Source organism: Dactylosporangium cerinum, assembly GCF_042653625.1.
Classification (GTDB): Bacteria; Actinomycetota; Actinomycetes; order Mycobacteriales; family Micromonosporaceae; genus Dactylosporangium; species Dactylosporangium cerinum.
Map to the genome: position 1 here is coordinate 47220 of NZ_JBHSIU010000018.1, position 18976 is coordinate 66195.

Genomic DNA, 18976 nt, shown 5'->3' on the forward strand with positions numbered 1-18976 from the left:
CCGGGTCGATCCGCGTGAAGCCCGATCCGAAAGGAACCCCCACCATGACCGACTCGCAGCCCGACCGGCTCAGTCTGCTCGAGGCACGCGTCGAGCAGACTGAGCGGCGCCTCGCCGCCGCCGAGGACCAGCTCGCCCTGTGGCGGATCGTCGCCGGCTACGGCCCGGCCGTGGACAGCGGCTCGGCCGAGATCACCGCCCAGATGTGGACCGAGGAGGGCGTGTACGACACCTACCCGGTCGTGCTCAACGGCCGCGACGCGCTGCGCGGCATGGTGAACGGTGAGCGGCACCAGGCCCTGATCCACTCCGGCGCCGCCCACCTCATGGGCCTGCCGCACATCGTCGTCGACGGCGACCGGGCCGTCGTGACGAACTACTCGCAGCTCGTGCTCAACGCTCCCGACCAGAACGGCTACCGGATCTGGCGCACCGGCTCCAACCGGTGGGAATTCGCCCGCACCGACGAGGGCTGGAAGGTGACCCACCGCTGGAACCGCCAGCTCGACGGCACCGACGAGGGCCGCGACATCCTCGCCCGCGCTGTCGACCCCGAGGCCTGAGCGTCATGCGCATCGGCCTCAGCTCCCCGGTCCTGGCCGACTCCGGGCCCCGTCCCGCATGGGAGGCCGAGGCCGGGGTCGCCGAGCTGCGGGCGTCGGCAACCTCGAGGAGGAGTTCGCGCTGCTCGCCCCTTCGCCGACCGCGGACCACGGGCGGACGACGCCCTGCGGGCCCTGAGGGCTTCGCTGTCGGTGCGGCTCGCGACCTACCACGGGGAGTACTACGACTTCACCGAGCAGGTCATCAGCCCGCACGCGGTCCAGGAGAAGGTCCCGATCTGGGTCGGTGGTCATCGCAAGCGTGCCCTCCGTCGCGGTCACCCTGGCCGACGGGTGGGCACCGGCCCGGTAACGTATCGCGGTCCGGACCTGCAGACCCTGCCGCGGATGCTCGCCGAGCACGACCTGCCAGAGGGGTTCGACGTCGTCATCACGCCTCCGGGCCGTCTCGACCCGATCGGTCGCCCGGAGGCGGCACTCGACCTCGTCGGCCGGATCGGCGCGGCGGGGGCGACCACGGTCAACCTCGTCGTCCGGCACCGCGAGCTGGCTGAGTACCTCGACCAGCTCGCGGCGGCAGCCGAACTCTTCGGCCTCGACCGCCGCGACTGAGCACGGCCCGGCGCGCCCGGGCTCCTGCGTGGGTCCGGGCGCACGCACGATCAGGCCTCGTTGGGCATGTTCGACCAGCCCTTGCGGTCCACCCGCGCGTACCAGCCCGAGGCGGCCAGGGTCCCTCCGTCGACGGGAATCGTGTGCCCGGTGACGAAGCGGGCGTCGTCACTGGCGAGGAACTCGACGACGGCGGCGTAGTCGTCGGGCTCGCCGAAGCGCCCGACGGGGATCCACGTGCGGATGAGCTCCGGGTCACGTCCGCGCAGCATCGCCGCGGCCGGCGTCTGGGGCGTATCGGCGAGGTCGGGCGCAATCGCGTTGACCCGCACGCCGTGCCCGGCGACCTCGACAGCGAGGCTCTTGGTGAAGGCGCTGACCCCGGCGTTGTAGGCGGAGTACGGAGCGCACGCCGGGATACCCCGGAAGGCCTCGACGGTCGAGTTGTTGACGATGGCACCACGGCCTCGCTCGACCATGCCGGGCAGCAGCGCATGGGTCATCGCGAGCACGTGCCACAGGTTGATCTCGTAGAGCGCCTGCCACTGCAGCGGGGTCGAGTGCAGGAAGGTCCTGGAGGCTGGTCGGAAGTCGCCGACGTTGTTGACGAGCACGTCGACCCGCCCCGAGTCGAGGGCCGAAGCGGCGGCGACCGCGGTGGCGACACCGTCAGCGGTGCGCACGTCGGCGAGGACGATCTCGACCCTGCCGCCGGCGCTGCGGACGTCGGCAGCGGTGTCGGCGGCGGCCTCCCCGTCAATGTCGACGAGGACGACGTGGGCACCCGCGGCGGCGAGACGGCGAGAGATGCCGCCGCCGATCCCGAGGGCACCGCCGGTGACGACAGCGATCTGGTCCTCAAGCCTGCGGGTGGCGCTCATCTGCCGGCTCCTTCCTCGTCGGCTCTGGTCACGGAGACACGATGGCGTTCGATCCAGTTGATGGTCACCGCACGACGCGTGAAGGCCCATCCTTCGTCGGTGCGCGCGTACTCGTCGTCGTAGTGCAGGAACCAGACCAGGTCCGAGTGCCCTTCGCGACCGGGCAGCAGGTGGTGGGCCGTGCCGCGGACCCGGCCGCGGGCCCCGGTCGACGTCGGCAGGTAGCGCGCCCCGGCCACGACGTGGGTCGTCGCCAGGGTGCCGGCGAGTGCCCCTAGCGCTGCCACGACAGCGGAACGGCCGACGTGGGACACGTGGGGAGCGAGGTGGTCCGGCGGCTCGGGGACGACGAGGACGCCGTCCGGGACGAAGAGCGCGCCGACCGTGGCTGCGTCACGGTCGTCGGCGGCCGCGGCATACGTCTCGGAGAGCGCGCGCAGCGCGGTGAGGTCGGCCGCGTCGAGGCTGGTCACGCCGCGGGAGCGGTCGCCGCGCGCACGACCTGGACGAGTTCGGCAATGGCACGTTCGCAGTCACCGCGGGTGTAGCCGAGCAGTGCGGTCTCGGCCTGATCCGGTTCGTAGGCAAGGACGTTCCCGCGGCCCTGGACGATCATCGAGTCGGGCATGAAGGGGTGCGGCTCGTCGAGTTCGGCGATGATGCGGGTGCCCCCGGCCGCGTCGACGAGCAGCTGAAAGAACTGCGCGAACGTGAGGTTGGCGTCACCGACGAGGTATGCCGCGCCCGCCGCGCCGCGGTCGAGCGCGCCGCCGATCGCCTCGGCCAGGGACCGGACCGACATGTAGTTCGTGCCGCCGGCCGGTGCGTGGTCGGGGATCTGCGGCTCGTTGCCGGCTGCCCAGGACACCATGCGGCGGTAGCGCTTGGCCGTGATGCCGGGGATGGCACCGATGATCGAGGGCGGGTTGAGCGTGCAGACCGTGAAGGAGTCGTCAGCCAGCGCCCGGGCTCCCTCGTCGGCGGCGCGGCGGGCCGCGACGTATGCGTTGGAGTCGGCCAGGGCGGGTTGCAGGTGGTGGTAGTAGCTGCCGACCTGGACGAAGCGGGAGACACCCGCGCTCTTGGCGAGAGCGGCGAAGGCCGGCACCCCCACACTCTGGGTCTCCCTCCAGAACTGCGTCTCGTCAACGTCGCGGGGCAGGTGGCGCACGTCCTGCCCCGCGGCGAAGACGACCGCGTCGAAGGGGGCCAGGTCCTCCCGAGTGAAGGTCCGGCGGACGTAGTCCCCGCGGAGGACGGGCAGGTCGGCGACGGGCGAGCCGGCATCGACCGCCCCTCGGGCAGCGACGGTGACATCGTCTCCCCGATCCCGCAGGTAGAGGGCAGTGTGGACCCCGATCATGCCGGTTCCACCAACCACGAACACCTTCATCGTGAGGTCTCCTTGCGTAGAGAGCGGTGTGGCCCGGCCCGCCGGGGCCTGCATGAGGTTCAGCCCAGAATCCGGCGGCGCACCGCGTACAAACAATCCTGGTCATCCCGGCGACCCTGCGGGCCGGCCCCTTCCTTCGCCACGAATCGACCGGCATCCGACCGGGTCCACTCCCGTACCGCCCAGCGCTCGGTGATTGCCCACCGCCCGCCGGCGAAGGTCATGTGGTCCACGTAGCGGAACCCGCTGGTGAAGTTGCGGCGCGGATCGTCCGCTGGTTCGCCCCAGTGCACCGCTTGGCCGTACGTCTCGCAGACCGCCCGGGCGCCGTTCAGTTCGATCAACTGATTGCCGACCAGGTGCATCGTGCCCGAGAACTGTCGCAGCGCACCGGAGACCCACGACAAGTAGTCCTCGACGGTGCCGTCGAAGCCGGTGTGGTGGTCGATGCCGTCCGGATGGTAGGCCGAGCGCACCAGGTCGAGGTCCAAGCGGTCCACCCCGCGGCAGTACCGCAGCACCACCTGACCGATCTCGTAGCGGTCGGATTCCGGTGTGTGCAGGTGCCGGTCGTCCGGCGTCATTGGGTCACGGTCCAGCCGCCATCGACCGGCAGGAAAGCCCCGTTGATGTACCCCGCCAGCGGCGAGAGGAGAAACAGCACGGCCCAGGCGATGTCGTCGGGGCTCCCCATCCGACCCAGCGGTATCCGCTGGAGCGTTCGCTGTCCGACCTCGCTGGCGGCGAACCCGGTCAGGCGTGGGGTGTCCGTCATCCCCGGGGCAACTGTATTGCTGCGGACTTCGTCGCTGCGATAGGCCGCCAGATGCCGGGTGTAGCCAGCGATGCCGGCCTTGGCGGCGCAATACCAGTCGGAGTTGGTGCCGACCAGGTTGCCTGCCACCGAGGCGATGTTCACCAGCGACGCTCCCTCGGGCGCGCCGCCGGACAGCCATACGTCCACCATTCGCCGCATGCTGCCCACGCACAGCACCAACGCCGCCTCGAACTCCATCGCCACCGCAGAGGGGGGACCGGCCACGTTGGCCAGGTGCCGGATCGTCCCCAACTCCCGCGACCGGACGAACGCGGCGTCGACCTGACCCGCGTCACCCACGTCGCAGGCCAGGGCCAGCGCCGTACCACCGTCGGCGTTGATCTGTGCGGCCGTCGCGGCGACGGTGTCGCCGTTGAGGTCCCAGGCCGCTACGGCCAATCCGAGTTCGGCTGCCCGCAGGGCGGTCGCCCGCCCGATCCCGCTTCCCGCGCCGGTAACCAGGATCACGTCACCGCGGTTGAAACCCAAGTGCAGAACCGACTTCCGGTCGTCAGTGCCGCTGCTGGTGGCGTTGGCCGCGGCGGTGTTCGAGCGGTTCACGGCATCTCCTTCGCGCGGCGCCGGCCGCCTGTCTCGGTGTCATCCGGTCGACTCGGGGCGAGGCTCCGGACCGCCATGCCGTCGGACCGCGGGTGTCTCCAGCCTGGCGCTGCCATCGGGGCCACCCTAGCAAGCGCTTGCTTGTATGGCGAACGGGACGGCGAGATTGTCCGACGCCTGCGGACGAGCCATGAGTTGCTCAAGTCAGACGTCAGGTATGTAGCAAGCGCTTGGTTGGGCCGCTATAGTCTCGGCCAACAGCGTCGGCACCGTGGATGAGGGAGGTGGCCGGTGACACCGATCTGGTCGGGACTCGCGATCGGCGCGGTATATGTGTTGGTCGCCATCGGATACAACATTGTCTATATCGCTTACACGACGTTCAATTTCGCGCACGCGCAGCTGATGATGTTCGGCGTCTTCGTCACCTATTGGGCGACGGTGACCGTTGACCTGCCGATCTGGCTGACGTTCATCGCCTGTGCGGCTGCGGTCGCGGTCATCGCACTGATCGAGGAGTTCATCGCGATCCGCCCGGTGAAGGGCGCCCACGCGCATCTGGTGACCACGCTCGGTGCCGCCACCTTGTTGGATGGCGTCACCCGGTTGATCTGGGGCGACCAGGTGCTCAAGGTCCCAGCCGTCGGTTCGTCGGCAACCGTCACGTTGCTGGGCGGACGGGTCAGCATCATCGAGCTTGTCCTCATCGTCTCGATCATCGCCATCACTGGCTTCATCACCCTCTACAGTCGCCGCTCGCTGACTGGACTGGCGTTGCTGGCCATGGCCGAGGACCGCGACGCCGCCCTGCTCCGCGGGATCAACGTGAAGCGGCTGGCGCTGGGCGCCTTCGTCTTCACCGGTGTGCTGGCCGGAATCACGGGCCCGCTGGTGGGCCCGAAGACGTTTGCCGTCGCCACCCTGGGCGCGGCCCTGGCCCTCAAGGGCTTCGTCGCGGTGGCCATCGGTGGTTTCGGCAGCATGCCCGGCGCACTGATCGGCGGGCTGGTGGTCGGACTGGTGGAGTCATTGTCCGGGCGCTGGCTCGGCAGCGATTTCCCGACCGTCATCGTGTTCTGCGTATTGCTGCTGATCCTGCTGTTGAAACCGACGGGCCTGTTCGGTACGACCCGGGAACGGGTGGTCTGAGATGGCGACGTTCGTGCAACGGCTTCGCACCATTCCGTCCTGGGCGCTCCCCCTAGTGCTCGGCGTGCTGCTGATCGCGGCCCCGTGGCTGGGGATCAGTGCTGACACCCGTCGGCTGCTGCTGCTCACCTGCATTCTGGCGCTGGTCACCAGCGGACTGAGCCTGAGCTTCGGTTACGCCGGCGAGCTCGCCCTCGGACAGACCGCGATGTACGCCACCGGCGCCTACCTCACCGGCTACCTGGCGATGCACTGGATCAACGATCTCCTGCTGCTCGTCGTGGTGTCGGCCGCGGCCTCGCTGATTGTCGGGTTGATATCCGGCGTCCCCGGGCTGCGACTGGGCGGCTGGTCGTTGGCGATGACATCGTTCTTCCTGGTGCTGCTGGTGCCGGAGATCATCGAGCTGCTTGAGGAGTACACGGGCGGCGCGGTCGGCATGGTCGGCATCCCCCATCCGAGACTGTTCGGGCACAAGCTCACCACGGTCACGTTCTACGTCGTGGTCTCGGTGATCACCGTCATCTGGTTCACGGTGATGCGCAACCTGGTGACCTCGCGGCACGGCGTGGCCTTGCAGGTGCTGCGGCAGAGCCCCGTGCTGGCCTCGTCACTGGGAATATCGGTCTACCGGCTCAAGCTCACCGCCTATGCGGTCGGTGCCATCCCCGCCGGCATCGCCGGGGCGTTGTTCGCCTATGTCGACAAGTACCTCTCGCCGTCCTCCTTCGGATTCACGCTGGCGGTCACCGTGCTCGCCGCCGCCATCCTGGGCGGTGCGAAGAGCATCTACGGTGCGCTGATCGGCGCGGCCATCATGCAGTACGGCCCGCTGCGCTCGACCGACTTCGAGCAGTACGCGCAGGTGATCTACGGCGTGTTCCTCATCATCGCGGGCACCCTGGTGGCCAACGGTCTGGCCGGCCTCGCCAACCGGGCCATCCGCTTGGCCCGGGACCGGTGGGACCGGCCGGTCGTGACCGCCGCGCCGATTCCGTCCACACTGGACGGACCCACCGGTCCGGCCGAACGTCCCGGGTTGGCGCCGTTGCCCGGCGCCCGACTCGAAGTCAGCGGTCTGATGAAGAGATTCGGCGGGCTCCAGGCCCTCGGCGGGGTCAGCCTCACCGCCGAGCCCGGCCAGATCACGGCGCTGATCGGACCCAACGGATCGGGCAAGACGACACTGTTGAACATGGTGTGCGGGTACTACCGCACCGACGCCGGGACCATCCGCATCGGCGCGTCCGACATCACGGGAGCCAAGACGTACCGTGTCGCTCGGGCGGGGGTTTCCCGAACCTTCCAGACCCCGCTGTTCCCGGAGGACATCTCGGTGCGGGAGGCCGTGGCCGCCGGCATGTACATGCCGCGCTACGTCGGGATGCTGTCGTCGATCCTGCGGTTGCCCAACTACCGGCGAACCGCGAGAGCCGACCGCGCCGAGACCACGACAGTGCTGAGGCTGGTCGGCGTGGACCATCTCGCCGACGTCGAGGCGGCCTCGCTCCCGGCCGGAACCCGGCGCCTGGTGGAGGTGGCCCGGGCGCTCGCGAGCAGGCCCAAGGTGCTCCTCCTGGATGAGGTCGCCTCGGGACTGGACGAGGACGAGATCGAGCGGCTGGCTGATCTGATCCGAGCCATCAGGGACGCCGGTACCACGGTCGTGCTGGTCGAGCACAACTTCAAGCTGGTACTTGAACTGGCCGACGTCATCCGGGTTCTGGCCCAGGGCGAGCTGATCGCCTCCGGAACCCCGGCCGAGATCGAGAACCATCCGCGGGTACTCGCCGAGTATCTGGGCGTCCAGCAGGAGGTGGCGCAGCAATGAACTCGCCAACGGGTGCGGCGACGACGGACACGTCGTCGGAGGCGGCTGCCGGAAACCTCCTCGAGGTGCGCGGCCTGGCCACCGGCTACGGCGACATCCGGGCCGTCTGGGACGTATCGCTCACCGTCCGGGCGGGCGAGATGACCGTGTTGCTCGGCCGGAACGGCGCCGGCAAGAGCACGACGCTGCGGGCGATCTCCGGCCTGAACAAGGCCGATTCGGGCAGCATCACCTTTGCCGGCAAGGACATCACGAGCACGCCGCCGCATCGGCGGGTCAGCGCTGGGTTGGCCCTGGTGCAGGAGGGCAAACGCATCTTCCGCCGCCGCACCGTCGAGGAGAACCTGCTTCTGGGCGGGTACACCCGTGGCCTGAGCAAGCGTGCGCTGGTTCTTGAGGTGCAGGAGATCTACCAACTGCTCCCCGCGCTGGCCGATCGCCGGCACGTCACGTCGGGTCAGCTCTCCGGTGGCCAGCAGCAGATGCTGGCGATCGGCCAGGCGTTGATGGCCAAGCCGGCCCTGCTCATGCTGGACGAACCGTCCGCCGGTCTCGCCCCGGTCATCGTGGGCGAGGTCATGGCCACCGTCGCCTCGTTGAAGGCGACCGGAATCGGCATTCTGCTGGTGGAACAGACCGTCGCGGCCTCGCTCGCGGTTGCCGACCACGTGACGGTGATCGACGTCGGCCGCGTGCTGTTGGACAAACCGGCGAGCGAAATCACCGACACCGAGGTGTTGACCGAGGCGTACCTGGGGCGCGCTTCGGCGAACTGACACCGCACAGCCCGGGCCGGAACGGTGGACGCCTGCGACGCGTCCATCGGTCCGGCCTGCCCCTGCGGTCGGGTCCACTGAGGACTTCCCGGTGGTCATGAATTGCCAGATCTGTTGTTTGGCAACGGTTTTAGACAATCTCCCGAGAATCCTTGACCGCCGGACGGTCACCTCCTACCGTGCCAAACAAGCGCTTGCTACAGACAGGCGGCTAAAGAGGAGGACTTACCCGTGAGGAAGCGTTTCGGAGCGATCATCGCGGCTGCCGCCCTGACCGTGTCCGCCTGCAGCCCCGCCCCAGACAATGACGCAGCCCCCGCAGGCAATGACACGTCGGAGCCGTACCGCATCGTCCAGCTTGTCGGTCAGAATCAGGCGGGCCCCGCGGCACTCAACGCCAAGGCGGCGGCGCAGGCGGTCAGTGCGGCGGTCGACGTACTGAACGCGAACGGTGGCATTCTTGGCCACAAGGTCGAACTCGAGATCATCGACGACGGCGGCGACCCGACCCAGGCCGTCACCAAGCTGCAGCAGCGCCTCTCCTCAGGACCCAAGCCCAACCTGGTCCTGCCGGGCAACACGAGCGCGGAAGCACTTCCGATGGCCCCGATCATCACCGAGGCGGGCATCCTATCGGTGCAGCAGGCCAGCTCCACCGCACTGGACGACCCGGCCAAGTACCCCTACATGTTCAAGACGCCGCCGGTTCCGGAAACCTGGGCCAAGTCGCTGGCCGATTACGCCAAGGATCGCGGCATCACCAAGGTCGCCATGCTCAGCGGCAAGGACGCGTTCTCGACCGCCACGGCGGCCGCGACGGTCGCCGCCCTGCAGACGGCTGGCATCGCTCTGAGCGCCGAGACGTATGCCGCGCAAGACCTCGACATGACGGCACAGCTCGAGCGGCTGAAGGCCACGAGCCCGGGCCTGCTCTATGTGGTCGGCGGTGGCGCACCGATCGGCTACGCGCTGGAGAGCCGGGTGAAGATCAACTGGACGGACGTTCCGCTGCTGACCGACGCGACCGCCTCGGTGACCAGCCTGCTGACCCAGGCCGCCCCCGCCGGCATGGTTGGCACCGACCAGACGAAGAACACCTTCGTGCATGTGCTGGCGGCCGCGGTTCAGGGCGCCGAGCAGCCGAACGCCACGGGCGCGGACACCATGATCGCCGCGCTGAAGAAGCACGGGGACATCACCCTGCCGCTGAACGTCTTCTTCGCCTACGACGCGGTCATGCTGGCGGCCAAGGCCGCCGAAGCGACCGGCACGATCACCGACGCCGCGGTTCAGTCGAAGTGGTTGGAGACCGTGACGCCCGACGTGAAGGGCCACTGGGCACTGACGGCCTACAAGTTCACACCGGCCTCGCACGGCCCGGCGGTCGACGCCAGTGGCGTGAAGATCATCCCGGTCACCGTGCTCAAAGAGGGCCGCTACCCGGCGACCCGCTAGTCGCGTGACGTAACCCAGTCGCAGCCATGATCTTCGTCCTGAGCGTCACGAAGGGCGCTCAGGACGACCAGTTGAACGAAGGAAGGGACCCATGCCCGCCAAGGTTGAGAGGCTTGCCTCCGCGCTCGCCCAGGGTGGCGCGCCGCTGTTTTTCCCCGATCCGCCGGCTCCAGTGACGTTCAACTTCGACCAGGGCATCGCCGCCGAAGAGACCTTCCCGCTGGAGGAGCTCAAGGAGCTCTCCGCCCGCATCATCGATCGCGACGAAGGTCGTGCTCTGGAGTACATCTCGTTCGACTACGACAAAGCCAACGATGACATCATCTATATCTCGAGCTACATCGAACTGGTACTCGGGCACACGGGCATGCGCGAGCAGTTGGCCCAGTGGATGGGGGCCAAGCAGGGCATCGACTGGCTCGAGGCCGACAACTACATCCTGACCAGCGGATCAGTGCAGGCGATCGCCATGGCGATCAACGCCTTCCTGGATCCCGGCGAGGGCGCACTGGTCGAAGCGGCGTCGTTCCCGTATGCGATGCGTTTCATGCAGATGCGTGGCGCCGACATGCGGGCCGTCGAGATCGACGAGCATGGCATGGTGCCGGAGTCGCTCGAATCGCGGCTGAAGGAGTTCGTCGCCGACGGCGTACGGCCGAAGTTCCTCTACGTCATCCCGACATTCCAGCTGCCCACCGGCGTGGTCATGCCGCTGAAGCGTCGGCTGCGGATCCTCGAACTGGCCGAGGAGTACGACCTCGTCGTGTTGGAGGACAACGTCTATGGCGATCTGCGGTACGAGGGTGAGCACCTGCCGACCCTGTTGAGCCTGGACCGCAATGGTCGGGTCATCCAGTCGAGCAGCTTCTCCAAGACCGTCGCGCCGGCGCTGCGCCTGGGCTGGATGGCCGGCCCGAAGGAGCTGATCGGGGCTCTCGCCGCGGTGCGCCAGGACCTGGGCACCAGCCAGTGGACCGCCCGGCTGATGGCCGAGTTCCTCGCCGAGGGCAAACTCGAGCCGCACATCGAGCGGGCCAACGAGGTCTACCGCCGCAAGCGCGACATCGCTGTGGAGACGGTCCGCGAACACTGCGGTGAGCACGTCACCTTCTCCGTTCCCGAGGGCGCGTTCTACCTGTGGCTCGCCCTGGACGAGTCGGTCGACTGGGAATCCGCGCAACGCGATGCCTCGATGGCCGGCGTGTTCTGCCGACCGGGTGAGAAGTTCATGGGTGCCGAGGCCGGACGCGGCTTCCTCCGGATCGCGTTCAGCCACGCGCCCGACCATGAACTGCGCCGAGGCCTGGCCGCGCTCGGAAAGGCGATCCGGGACAACGTGAAGCAGTAGGTGGCTGAGGTGCGAAGGGTTGTGTGCAGATCGATCGGTTCACCGGCCGAACTCGTCGTTGAAGAGACTCCGGAACTGGCCGTCCGTCCCGGACATGTCGTCATAGCGGTGACGGCGGCGGGGGTCAACTTCACCGACCTACTGATGACCGGTGGTCGATACCAGGATCAGCACACAACTCCCTTCGTGCCCGGCTCCGAAGTGGCCGGAACGATTGTCCGAAGCGGCGCGGGCGTCGACGCGGGACTTCTCGGGACCCGGGTGCTGGCGGTGTGCCGGACCGGCGGATTCGCCGACGAGGTCATGATGCCGGCCGATCAGGTGGTCGCGGTCCCCGACTCCGTCGACCTGGATGCCGCCGCGGCGTTTCCGATCGCCTTTGGCACGGCCTACCGGGCGTTGGTCGATCGGGCCGGCCTTCGACCGGGCGAACGGCTGTTGGTGCTCGGCTCGTCGGGAGCGCTCGGCACCGCCGCTGTCTCGGTGGGTGGCGCCGTTGGTGCCGAGGTCTTCGTTGCTGGCGCTGACGCCGCGCGGATGGCGTCGGCGGTACGGGCCGGCGCCGTCGCCGTGGTGGCACCCGATCCCGCGGACCTGGTGACGCAATGGCGCCAGCTGCGGGGTCGGGAAGGCGTGGACGTGGTCATCGACGCCGTCGGCGGAGGCTGGGGCACGCAGGCTCAGCGGATCCTGTCCGAGGACGGCCGGTACGTGGTGGTCGGCTACGCGTCCGGGGAGTTTCCGGCGATCGCGGCCAACCGACTGCTGATGCGTAACCTGACCGTCCATGGCGTTTTCGGCGGACCATTCCTGAATCCGAACAACGCGTCGCAGAGTGCCGCCGTGGACGTACTGATCGACGGGTTGGCGCAGGGCCGGTGGGGCCCGCACATCGCTCGCCGGCTGCCGCTGGATCAGGCATCGGCTGCCCTGGTCGAGCTTGAGTCGCGCGCCCACCAAGGGCGGATCCTGCTGATGATGGGACAGACCACATGACCGACCAGGCCGACGGCGCCCTCGCCGGGATCCGGGTGCTCGACCTGTCCCGGTTCATCGCGGGGCCGTACTGCACGATGATGCTGGGCGACATGGGGGCCGACGTGGTCCGGATCGAGCCACCCGGTCGCCCGGAACATACCCGCCATGTCGGTCCGGGCGTCGACGGCCAGAGCTACTACTTCCTGGCGCTGAACCGCAACAAGCGCGCCATCGCCATCGATCTGCGAACCGCCGTCGGACGTCAACGGTTCCTCGACCTGATCGCCCGAACCGATGTGCTGGTGGAGAATTTCGTGCCCAGAACACTGGAAGCGATGGAGCTGGCACCGGAGCAACTCCACGCCGCGAACCCGCGCCTCATCATCGCCCGGATCAGTGGCTTCGGCCAGGACGGCCCCTACGCCGACCGTCGCTGCTACGACTCGGTCGCTCAGGCCATGAGCGGCCTGATGTCGTTGACCGGCGATCCGGCCGGGCCGCCGATGCTGACCGGCGCGTTCATCTGCGACTACAGCACCGGGTTGTACGCGCTGTCGGGGATCCTGGCGGCACTGCAGGCGCGCCACCGCACCGGCCGGGGACAGGTCGTGGACGCGTCCCTGCTCGACAGCGCCGTCTCCTTCCTGCTGACGGCGATTCCACAAGCGGTGCGAGACAAGGATGTGTTGACCCGAAACGGCAACCGTGACCGGTTCAGTACGCCCGCCGGGACCTTCCAGGCGGCCGACGGGCGTTGGGTACTGATCTCAGCGGGCGACGATCGCATGTTCCCGCGACTGTGCCAGGCGATGGGCCGTCCTGATCTGGCGGCCGATCCCGAACTGGCGGACCTGCGCGGACGGCAGCTTCGTCAGGACGAGCTCGAGCAGGCGTTGGCGCAATGGACCGGGCAGCTCCCAGCCGACTCCGTGGTGAGTCAGTTGGACGCCCACGCTGTTCCCTGCTCGGTCGTCGCGACCGTTGCCGACGTGGTCGTCGACCCGCATCTGGTGCAGCGGGGCCAGATCCTCTCCGTCGACCAGCCCGGGGTGGGGGCGATTCCCATGGCCGGCGTGACCGTGCGGTTGTCGGACACGCCGTTGCGGGTGACCCGGCCGGTTCCCGACGCGGGTCAGCACACGAACGAGGTCTTCGCCGAGTGGCTCGGCGCAACGGCCGGGCCGCCGCAGTACCAGTCGCCCGAGGAGGCAATGTGAACCGCCGAACGTACTCGCCTGACCATCTGTCGTTTGAGGGATTCGCGCAGGGCGTCGAAGTCGACGGCACCGTGGTGGTCTCGGGCCAGGTGGCGATCGGTCCGGACGGCCAACTGGTCGGACCGGGGGATCCCGCGGCGCAGGCCGAGCAGTGCTTCCGCAACCTCACCGACGTCCTGAGCGGATTCGGCCTCGGGTTGGACAGCGTCATGCGCATCAACTGCTATTTGACCGACCGGGCGCACTACCCCGCGTACGCCGCGGCGAAGAAGAAGTTCCTGGCGGGCATCGACGCAGCCGGTACCGCTGTGATCGCCGATCTGCTCGACGAGCGGTTCCTGCTCGAGGTTGAGGCGATCGCCTCAGGGGCGCACCGATGAAGAAGCGCCGCACAAAGGTTGTCGTGGGCGATCTGGCCTATCCGGAGTGTCCACGGTGGAGAGAGGGCACTCTCTACTTCTCCGACCAGCACGATGGCAAAGTGTGGCGACTCGACGGCCAACGCCTGCGCGTGGTGTTGGAGTTGGCCAGCGAACCGGCGGGCCTTGGGTGGGACGCTCAGGGTGAGCTCCTGGTCGTCTCCATGCAGGACCGCAAGCTCCTTCGCGTCCGGGGTGGCCGCACCAACAAGGTGGCCGACCTGCGGACCCTGCATCCTGGGCTCAGCAACGAACTCCTGGTTGATGCCTCGGGCCGGTCCTATGTCGGCAACATCGGATTCGACTTCTACGGCGGCGAGGAACCCCGGACCACGGTCCTGGCAACGGTCAGCCGGACCGGGCGGATCAAGGTGGCGGCCGACGATCTCCTGGTGCCCAACGGCATGGTCTTCGCCGACGAGGGTCGGCGACTCATCGTCGCGGAATCCTTCCGGCACCAGCTCACCAGCTTCGAGGTGAAGGCCAACGGCGTACTGACGGGCCGGAAGGTCTTTGCTGATCTGGGCGAACAGATCCCGGACGGCATCTGTCTGGACGCCGAGGGTGGGATCTGGTTCGCGTCGATCGGGGCCCACGAGGTCGTCCGGGTTGTCGAGGGCGGTCGGGTCACCGACCGGGTCAGCACCGGGGACGCCGAGGCAATCGCGTGCACGCTCGGCGGCCCGGATCTCAGGACCCTTTTCGTCTGCACTGCGGGGACGTTCGACCCGACCCGCACCGCAGTGGAGCGCGGTGGGGCCATCGAGTCGGTTCGCGTGGACGTTCCCGGCGCCGGTTCGCCGTGATGACTGCACATCCGACCCCGTACGAAGGGAACAGCGACGTGACAAGCCCCGATGTCTTCAACCTTCTCGCCGGGCGCGCCGTGGTGATCACGGGTGCCGGCCGCGGGCTCGGCGCGGCGTACGCGCGGGCCATCGCCGAGGCGGGAGCCGCGGTGGTGGTCAACGACATCGACGTCGACGAGGCGAACGAGGTGGCCGCCGCGATCGTGAAGGCGGGTGGCCAGGCGGTGGCGCATCCGGCCGACATCACCGACTGGTCCCAGGCCGACGCCCTCATCGAGCGGTGCGTCAGCGAGTTCGGGGCCATCGACGGGTTGGTGAACAACGCCGGGTACTTCTCGCTGGCGCTGCCTCAGGACCAACAGCCCGATCCGTTGCGTCGCACCATTGACGTCAACCTGTACGGCACGGCCGCGTGCGGCGTACTGGCGCTGCGCCGGATGGTCGACCGCGGTCGCGGGGTGGTGCTGAACGTGACCTCCGGTGAGCAGATGGGCAAGACCGCGTCGGCGATCTACGGTGCGAGCAAGGCGGCGGTGGCGACGCTGACGTATTCGTGGGCCGAGGACATGCGCGGCCGGGGCATCCGGGTCAACGCGATCTCGCCGAACGCGCACACTCGAATGGCCACGGTGTACCAGGAATTCGTCGGCGGCGAAGCGGGCGGCCAGAACATCGGCCTCGCACCCGAGGTCAACGCCCCGCTGGTCGTCTACCTGCTGTCCGATCTGAGCACCGCGATCACCGGGCAGGTCGTGCGAATCAACGGCGCCGAACTGATGCTGTGCACCCATCCGGGCATTCTCGATCCGGTCCTGCGGCGCGACACCTGGACCGTCGATGCGATCGCCGAGGCTTTCGCCACCGACCTCGCGCACCGCCAGCAGCCGGCGGGAGTGCACCGCGTGCGCACCGAGTTTCTCGACTGAAGCACAACGGGTTTGCGGACGGAGTCCAGCCACGCGGCCCGGCGGGTAAGGCGGGGGCATGACCAAGATCACGCGGGATGGAAGTCGATCTCCTAGAGGTCGCCCGGACGCTCGCTGAGCACGGTGGCGACCGTTCGCAGAACCACGGTGGCCGATTTTTGTTCGCCGGCGCGGCGGCGTGCCGTCCTGGGCGGTGGATCCGCAGGTGAACGCGCCTGTACGCTTCGCGTCCGGCCAGGGCTAGACCGAACCTGTCGCGGCAGCGCGATCCCCCGACGGAGTGGGCTCGGCCGACCACATAGCGGAGCAGAGCACGTCACACCGGAGGGACCCGTGCCGACACGGACCAAGCTTGAGTCGATCTTCACCGCGGTGGTGCACCGCAACCCGGGCGAAGGGGAGTTCCACCAGGCGGTCCGCGAGGTGCTCGACAGCGTCGCGCCCGCGCTGGACAAGCACCCCGAATACGCCGACGCGAAGATCATCGAGCGGATCTGCGAGCCGGAACGTCAGATCATCTTCCGGGTGCCGTGGGAGGACGACCGCGGCGAGGTGCACATCAACCGCGGGTTCCGGGTCGAGTTCAACTCCGCGCTCGGGCCGTACAAGGGCGGGCTGCGGTTCCACCCGTCGGTGTATCTCGGGATCGTGAAGTTCCTCGGCTTCGAGCAGGTGTTCAAGAACGCGCTGACCGGGATGCCGATCGGCGGCGGCAAGGGCGGGTCGGATTTCGACCCGAAGGGCCGCTCCGACCGGGAGGTGATGCGGTTCTGCCAGTCGTTCATGACCGAGCTGTACCGCCACCTCGGCGAGCACACCGACGTGCCGGCCGGTGACATCGGCGTGGGTGCCCGCGAGATCGGCTACCTGTTCGGGCAGTACAAGCGCATCACCAACCGGTACGAGTCGGGCGTGCTGACCGGCAAGGGCCTCAGCTACGGCGGTGCTCAGGTGCGCAAGGAGGCCACCGGCTACGGCGCGGTCTTCTTCGCCGAGCAGATGCTGCGTGCCGCCGGTGACAGCTTCGACGGCAAGCGGGTCGTGGTCTCCGGCTCCGGCAACGTGGCGATCTACGCGATCGAGAAGGTGCACCAGCTCGGCGGCATCGTCGTGGCCTGCTCCGACTCCTCCGGCTACGTCCTCGACGAACAGGGCATCGACCTCGACCTGCTCAAGGACCTCAAGGAGGTCCGCCGAGCCCGCATCGACGCCTACATCGCCACCCGGCCGCACGCCACCTTCGTTCCCGGCCGGTCGGTGTGGGAGGTGCCGTGCGAGGTCGCCGTGCCGTCGGCGACGCAGAACGAGATCAGCGCGGACGACGCCGACGCGCTCATCAAGGGTGGCTGCAAGATCGTGGTCGAGGGCGCCAACATGCCGACCAGCCCGGAGGCGATCCGCGCCCTCGAGGAGGCGGGCGTCCGGTTCGCACCCGGCAAGGCAGCCAACGCCGGCGGTGTCGCCGCAAGCGCCCTGGAGATGCAGCAGAACGCCTCCCGCGACTCGTGGACGTTCGAGTACTCCGAACAGCGGCTGCACGCCATCATGCGTGACATCCATGACCGCTGTTACGCCACCGCCGAGGAGTACGGCGTCCCCGGCAACTACGTCGTCGGCGCCAACATCGACGGATTCCGCCGCGTCGCCGAGGCGATGCTCGCGCACGGTCTGATCTGACGGGGCCCGCCCGCACGGCTTCGTGACGCCGTGGCCGGTCAAAACCGGCCGCGGCGTTCGGTGCCGAGGGAGGCCTGGTTCGCGCACGGCAAGAGGCGGTCCGGCGCTACCCGGCGCCGGCGGTCTACAGCTCTGTCCGGCCGCCCGGCCAGCCGGTACACGCCGATGTCGTGAACCAGGCAACCGAACTTCACCAGCGCGGCGTCCTCGGTCGTGACGAGCCGCTCGGCGATCCGCCACACGGTCACGCAGTCCTGCCACACCAGGTCGAACGTGCGGCGGTCCGGCGCGTGCCGCTCGTGCAGCGCCCGGATCTCATCCTCGCCGGAAAGCTCGTTCATCGTGCTGCACACCCTATGCGGCTGCCCGGTCGCAGTACGGTCGAGGCATGTACCCGTCGCCGTCGTTCCGGGCGTCCGACGCCGACCGCGAGGCCGTCGTGGCGCACCTGGGCACCTGCCTGTCCGAGGGCCGGCTCAGCCTGTCGGAGTTCGACGCGCGGACCCGGCACACGTACGCGGCCCGCACCTTGGGCGAGCTGATGCGCGTCGTGCGGGACCTGCCGCCGCTGCCCGTCGCGCCCGCCCGGCAGAAGCCCGCCGCCGAGCCGGTGGGGCCAGTGCTCGCCCTCGTGCTCGGCATCTTCTCGATCCCGGCCGCGGTCTGCACGCCGGTCGGCCTGGTCGCGGGCGTCATCGCCGTCGTGCTCGGCGCCGTCTTCCTGCGCGCGTCGGCGGCCCGCGCCGCCGCCGGCGTCACCACCGGCGGCCGCGGTTACGCCGTCGCCGGCCTCAGCTGCGGCACCGTCGGCGTCCTGCTGTCCGTCGCCACCGCGATCCTCTACACCATCCTGGACTGACCGCCGCCGGTATCCGAAGGCGGTCAGCAGGCGCCGCGGGCGAACTTCCGGTACGCGGCCTTCGACATCAGCTCCCCCGTCTTGCCGGGCCGGGCGAGCACCTCGTCGGGCCCGAGCTCGCGTAACTGGGGCGCCGTGAACCGCACTCCGGCGACCGGCGGGTGTCCGCTGATCTCGCCCAGCACGGCGTACGAGGTGTCGTCGCGCAGCTCCCGCAGCTCACCGATCGTCTGCGTCCACCCGGCCGGGGTCGAGAACAGCGGGAACTCCGCGTAGTCGACCCCGGCGTCGTTGGTCACCTCCCACGCCGACCCGGACTCCTCGTAAACCGCCACCTGGGTGACCTTGCTGCCCTTGCACGGCGCGAGGACGACGACCGGCTGCCCGTCGCTCCAGCCCGCGGCCGCCAGGAACACCTCGCGCGGCGAGCACCCGGCGACCGCGGCGAGCGCCGGGAGCAGCGCCACCGCGACCAGGAACCGAAGTCCTCTCATCGACCCACCCTAGATCGGCACCGTGCCGCCGCCCGGGGCCGTCTGGCTGGGCGCGCAGTTGGGCTGGTTGAGCGGGCACGGCGCGAGGAACTGCCAGCCGCTCGGCGGGTCCTTCCTCACGTTCTTGTAGGCGCCCCAGTACTGGCGTACCTCGGCGTGACGAACGCACTCGCGATCCTGCGCTTACTGCCGATGAGCGACCGGGACAAGG

At 68.9% G+C, this 18976-nt stretch carries 20 protein-coding genes and 1 pseudogene; 14 read left to right on the top strand and 7 right to left on the bottom strand.

From position 1 onward, the window contains the following. The first annotated feature begins 44 nt into the window (after positions 1 to 44). Positions 45 to 563, top strand: coding sequence for a nuclear transport factor 2 family protein (locus tag ACFPIJ_RS15725; protein ID WP_380115665.1), 519 nt, complete (start codon positions 45 to 47; stop codon positions 561 to 563). A gap of 123 nt (positions 564 to 686) precedes the next feature. Further along, positions 687 to 1175: pseudogene (locus ACFPIJ_RS15730) on the top strand (LLM class flavin-dependent oxidoreductase); the annotation flags it as partial. A gap of 50 nt (positions 1176 to 1225) precedes the next feature. Here ACFPIJ_RS15730 and ACFPIJ_RS15735 read toward each other — a convergent pair. The 5 genes from ACFPIJ_RS15735 to ACFPIJ_RS15755 are packed head-to-tail and all read right to left on the bottom strand — an operon-like array spanning position 1226 to position 4827. Next, positions 1226 to 2056, bottom strand: a complete 831-nt coding sequence (locus ACFPIJ_RS15735) for an SDR family NAD(P)-dependent oxidoreductase (RefSeq protein WP_380115667.1) — start codon at positions 2054 to 2056, stop codon at positions 1226 to 1228. Then, positions 2053 to 2529, bottom strand: coding sequence for a nuclear transport factor 2 family protein (locus ACFPIJ_RS15740; protein WP_380115669.1), 477 nt, complete (start codon positions 2527 to 2529; stop codon positions 2053 to 2055). The genes ACFPIJ_RS15735 and ACFPIJ_RS15740 overlap by 4 nt, the downstream gene beginning before the upstream one ends. Continuing rightward, the gene (locus ACFPIJ_RS15745) at positions 2526 to 3449 is read right to left on the bottom strand and encodes an NAD-dependent epimerase/dehydratase family protein (RefSeq protein ID WP_380115671.1); all 924 of its coding nucleotides are present in this window, start codon (positions 3447 to 3449) and stop codon (positions 2526 to 2528) included. The genes ACFPIJ_RS15740 and ACFPIJ_RS15745 overlap by 4 nt, the downstream gene beginning before the upstream one ends. A 59-nt stretch (positions 3450 to 3508) precedes the next feature. Continuing rightward, a complete protein-coding gene (locus tag ACFPIJ_RS15750) occupies positions 3509 to 4033 on the bottom strand; it encodes a nuclear transport factor 2 family protein (RefSeq protein WP_380115672.1) in 525 nt (174 codons plus the stop codon). Next, complete coding sequence (locus ACFPIJ_RS15755; RefSeq protein WP_380115674.1) at positions 4030 to 4827, bottom strand: SDR family NAD(P)-dependent oxidoreductase; 798 nt, start codon at positions 4825 to 4827, stop codon at positions 4030 to 4032. Before ACFPIJ_RS15755 ends, ACFPIJ_RS15750 begins: the two co-directional genes overlap by 4 nt. A 291-nt stretch (positions 4828 to 5118) precedes the next feature. Here ACFPIJ_RS15755 and ACFPIJ_RS15760 point away from each other — a divergent pair, with 291 nt between their 5' ends. The 11 genes from ACFPIJ_RS15760 (at position 5119) to gdhA (ending at position 17412) form a co-directional block, all read left to right on the top strand. Next, the gene (locus ACFPIJ_RS15760) at positions 5119 to 5976 is read left to right on the top strand and encodes a branched-chain amino acid ABC transporter permease (protein ID WP_380115676.1); all 858 of its coding nucleotides are present in this window, start codon (positions 5119 to 5121) and stop codon (positions 5974 to 5976) included. A 1-nt stretch (position 5977) separates the two neighbouring features. After that, positions 5978 to 7807, top strand: a complete 1830-nt coding sequence (locus ACFPIJ_RS15765) for a branched-chain amino acid ABC transporter ATP-binding protein/permease (RefSeq protein WP_380115677.1) — start codon at positions 5978 to 5980, stop codon at positions 7805 to 7807. After that, positions 7804 to 8583 (top strand): ABC transporter ATP-binding protein, encoded by a 780-nt coding sequence (locus ACFPIJ_RS15770; protein ID WP_380115679.1) that lies wholly within the window; start codon positions 7804 to 7806, stop codon positions 8581 to 8583. The genes ACFPIJ_RS15765 and ACFPIJ_RS15770 overlap by 4 nt, the downstream gene beginning before the upstream one ends. 231 nt (positions 8584 to 8814) lie before the next feature. Continuing rightward, the gene (locus ACFPIJ_RS15775) at positions 8815 to 10038 is read left to right on the top strand and encodes an ABC transporter substrate-binding protein (protein ID WP_380115681.1); all 1224 of its coding nucleotides are present in this window, start codon (positions 8815 to 8817) and stop codon (positions 10036 to 10038) included. A 91-nt stretch (positions 10039 to 10129) separates the two neighbouring features. Next, positions 10130 to 11386, top strand: a complete 1257-nt coding sequence (locus ACFPIJ_RS15780; protein ID WP_380115682.1) for an aminotransferase-like domain-containing protein — start codon at positions 10130 to 10132, stop codon at positions 11384 to 11386. Then, positions 11387 to 12382: an NADPH:quinone oxidoreductase family protein gene (locus ACFPIJ_RS15785; RefSeq protein WP_380115683.1), complete on the top strand. Its 996-nt coding sequence runs from the start codon at positions 11387 to 11389 to the stop codon at positions 12380 to 12382. After that, positions 12379 to 13581, top strand: coding sequence for a CaiB/BaiF CoA transferase family protein (locus ACFPIJ_RS15790; protein ID WP_380115684.1), 1203 nt, complete (start codon positions 12379 to 12381; stop codon positions 13579 to 13581). Before ACFPIJ_RS15785 ends, ACFPIJ_RS15790 begins: the two co-directional genes overlap by 4 nt. Beyond that, positions 13578 to 13961, top strand: a complete 384-nt coding sequence (locus ACFPIJ_RS15795; protein WP_380115685.1) for a RidA family protein — start codon at positions 13578 to 13580, stop codon at positions 13959 to 13961. The genes ACFPIJ_RS15790 and ACFPIJ_RS15795 overlap by 4 nt, the downstream gene beginning before the upstream one ends. Then, entirely contained in the window at positions 13958 to 14806 is an 849-nt protein-coding gene (locus ACFPIJ_RS15800; protein WP_380115686.1) for an SMP-30/gluconolactonase/LRE family protein, read from the top strand. The genes ACFPIJ_RS15795 and ACFPIJ_RS15800 overlap by 4 nt, the downstream gene beginning before the upstream one ends. Before the next feature lie 38 nt (positions 14807 to 14844). Next, positions 14845 to 15735 carry an SDR family NAD(P)-dependent oxidoreductase gene (locus ACFPIJ_RS15805; protein ID WP_380115687.1) on the top strand — a complete coding sequence of 297 codons (891 nt, stop codon included), beginning with the start codon at positions 14845 to 14847 and terminating at the stop codon, positions 15733 to 15735. A 333-nt stretch (positions 15736 to 16068) separates the two neighbouring features. Further along, entirely contained in the window at positions 16069 to 17412 is a 1344-nt protein-coding gene (gene gdhA / locus ACFPIJ_RS15810; RefSeq protein WP_380115688.1) for an NADP-specific glutamate dehydrogenase, read from the top strand. 38 nt (positions 17413 to 17450) lie between these two features. Here gdhA and ACFPIJ_RS15815 read toward each other — a convergent pair whose 3' ends face one another. After that, positions 17451 to 17753: a hypothetical protein gene (locus ACFPIJ_RS15815; RefSeq protein ID WP_380115689.1), complete on the bottom strand. Its 303-nt coding sequence runs from the start codon at positions 17751 to 17753 to the stop codon at positions 17451 to 17453. Between the two features lie 47 nt (positions 17754 to 17800). Here ACFPIJ_RS15815 and ACFPIJ_RS15820 point away from each other — a divergent pair, with 47 nt between their 5' ends. After that, positions 17801 to 18271 (top strand): DUF1707 SHOCT-like domain-containing protein, encoded by a 471-nt coding sequence (locus ACFPIJ_RS15820; RefSeq protein ID WP_380115690.1) that lies wholly within the window; start codon positions 17801 to 17803, stop codon positions 18269 to 18271. A gap of 23 nt (positions 18272 to 18294) precedes the next feature. On the opposite strand, the gene ACFPIJ_RS15825 is transcribed toward ACFPIJ_RS15820, so the two are convergent. Then, a complete protein-coding gene (locus tag ACFPIJ_RS15825) occupies positions 18295 to 18765 on the bottom strand; it encodes a hypothetical protein (protein ID WP_380115693.1) in 471 nt (156 codons plus the stop codon). Positions 18766 to 18976 lie beyond the last annotated feature (211 nt).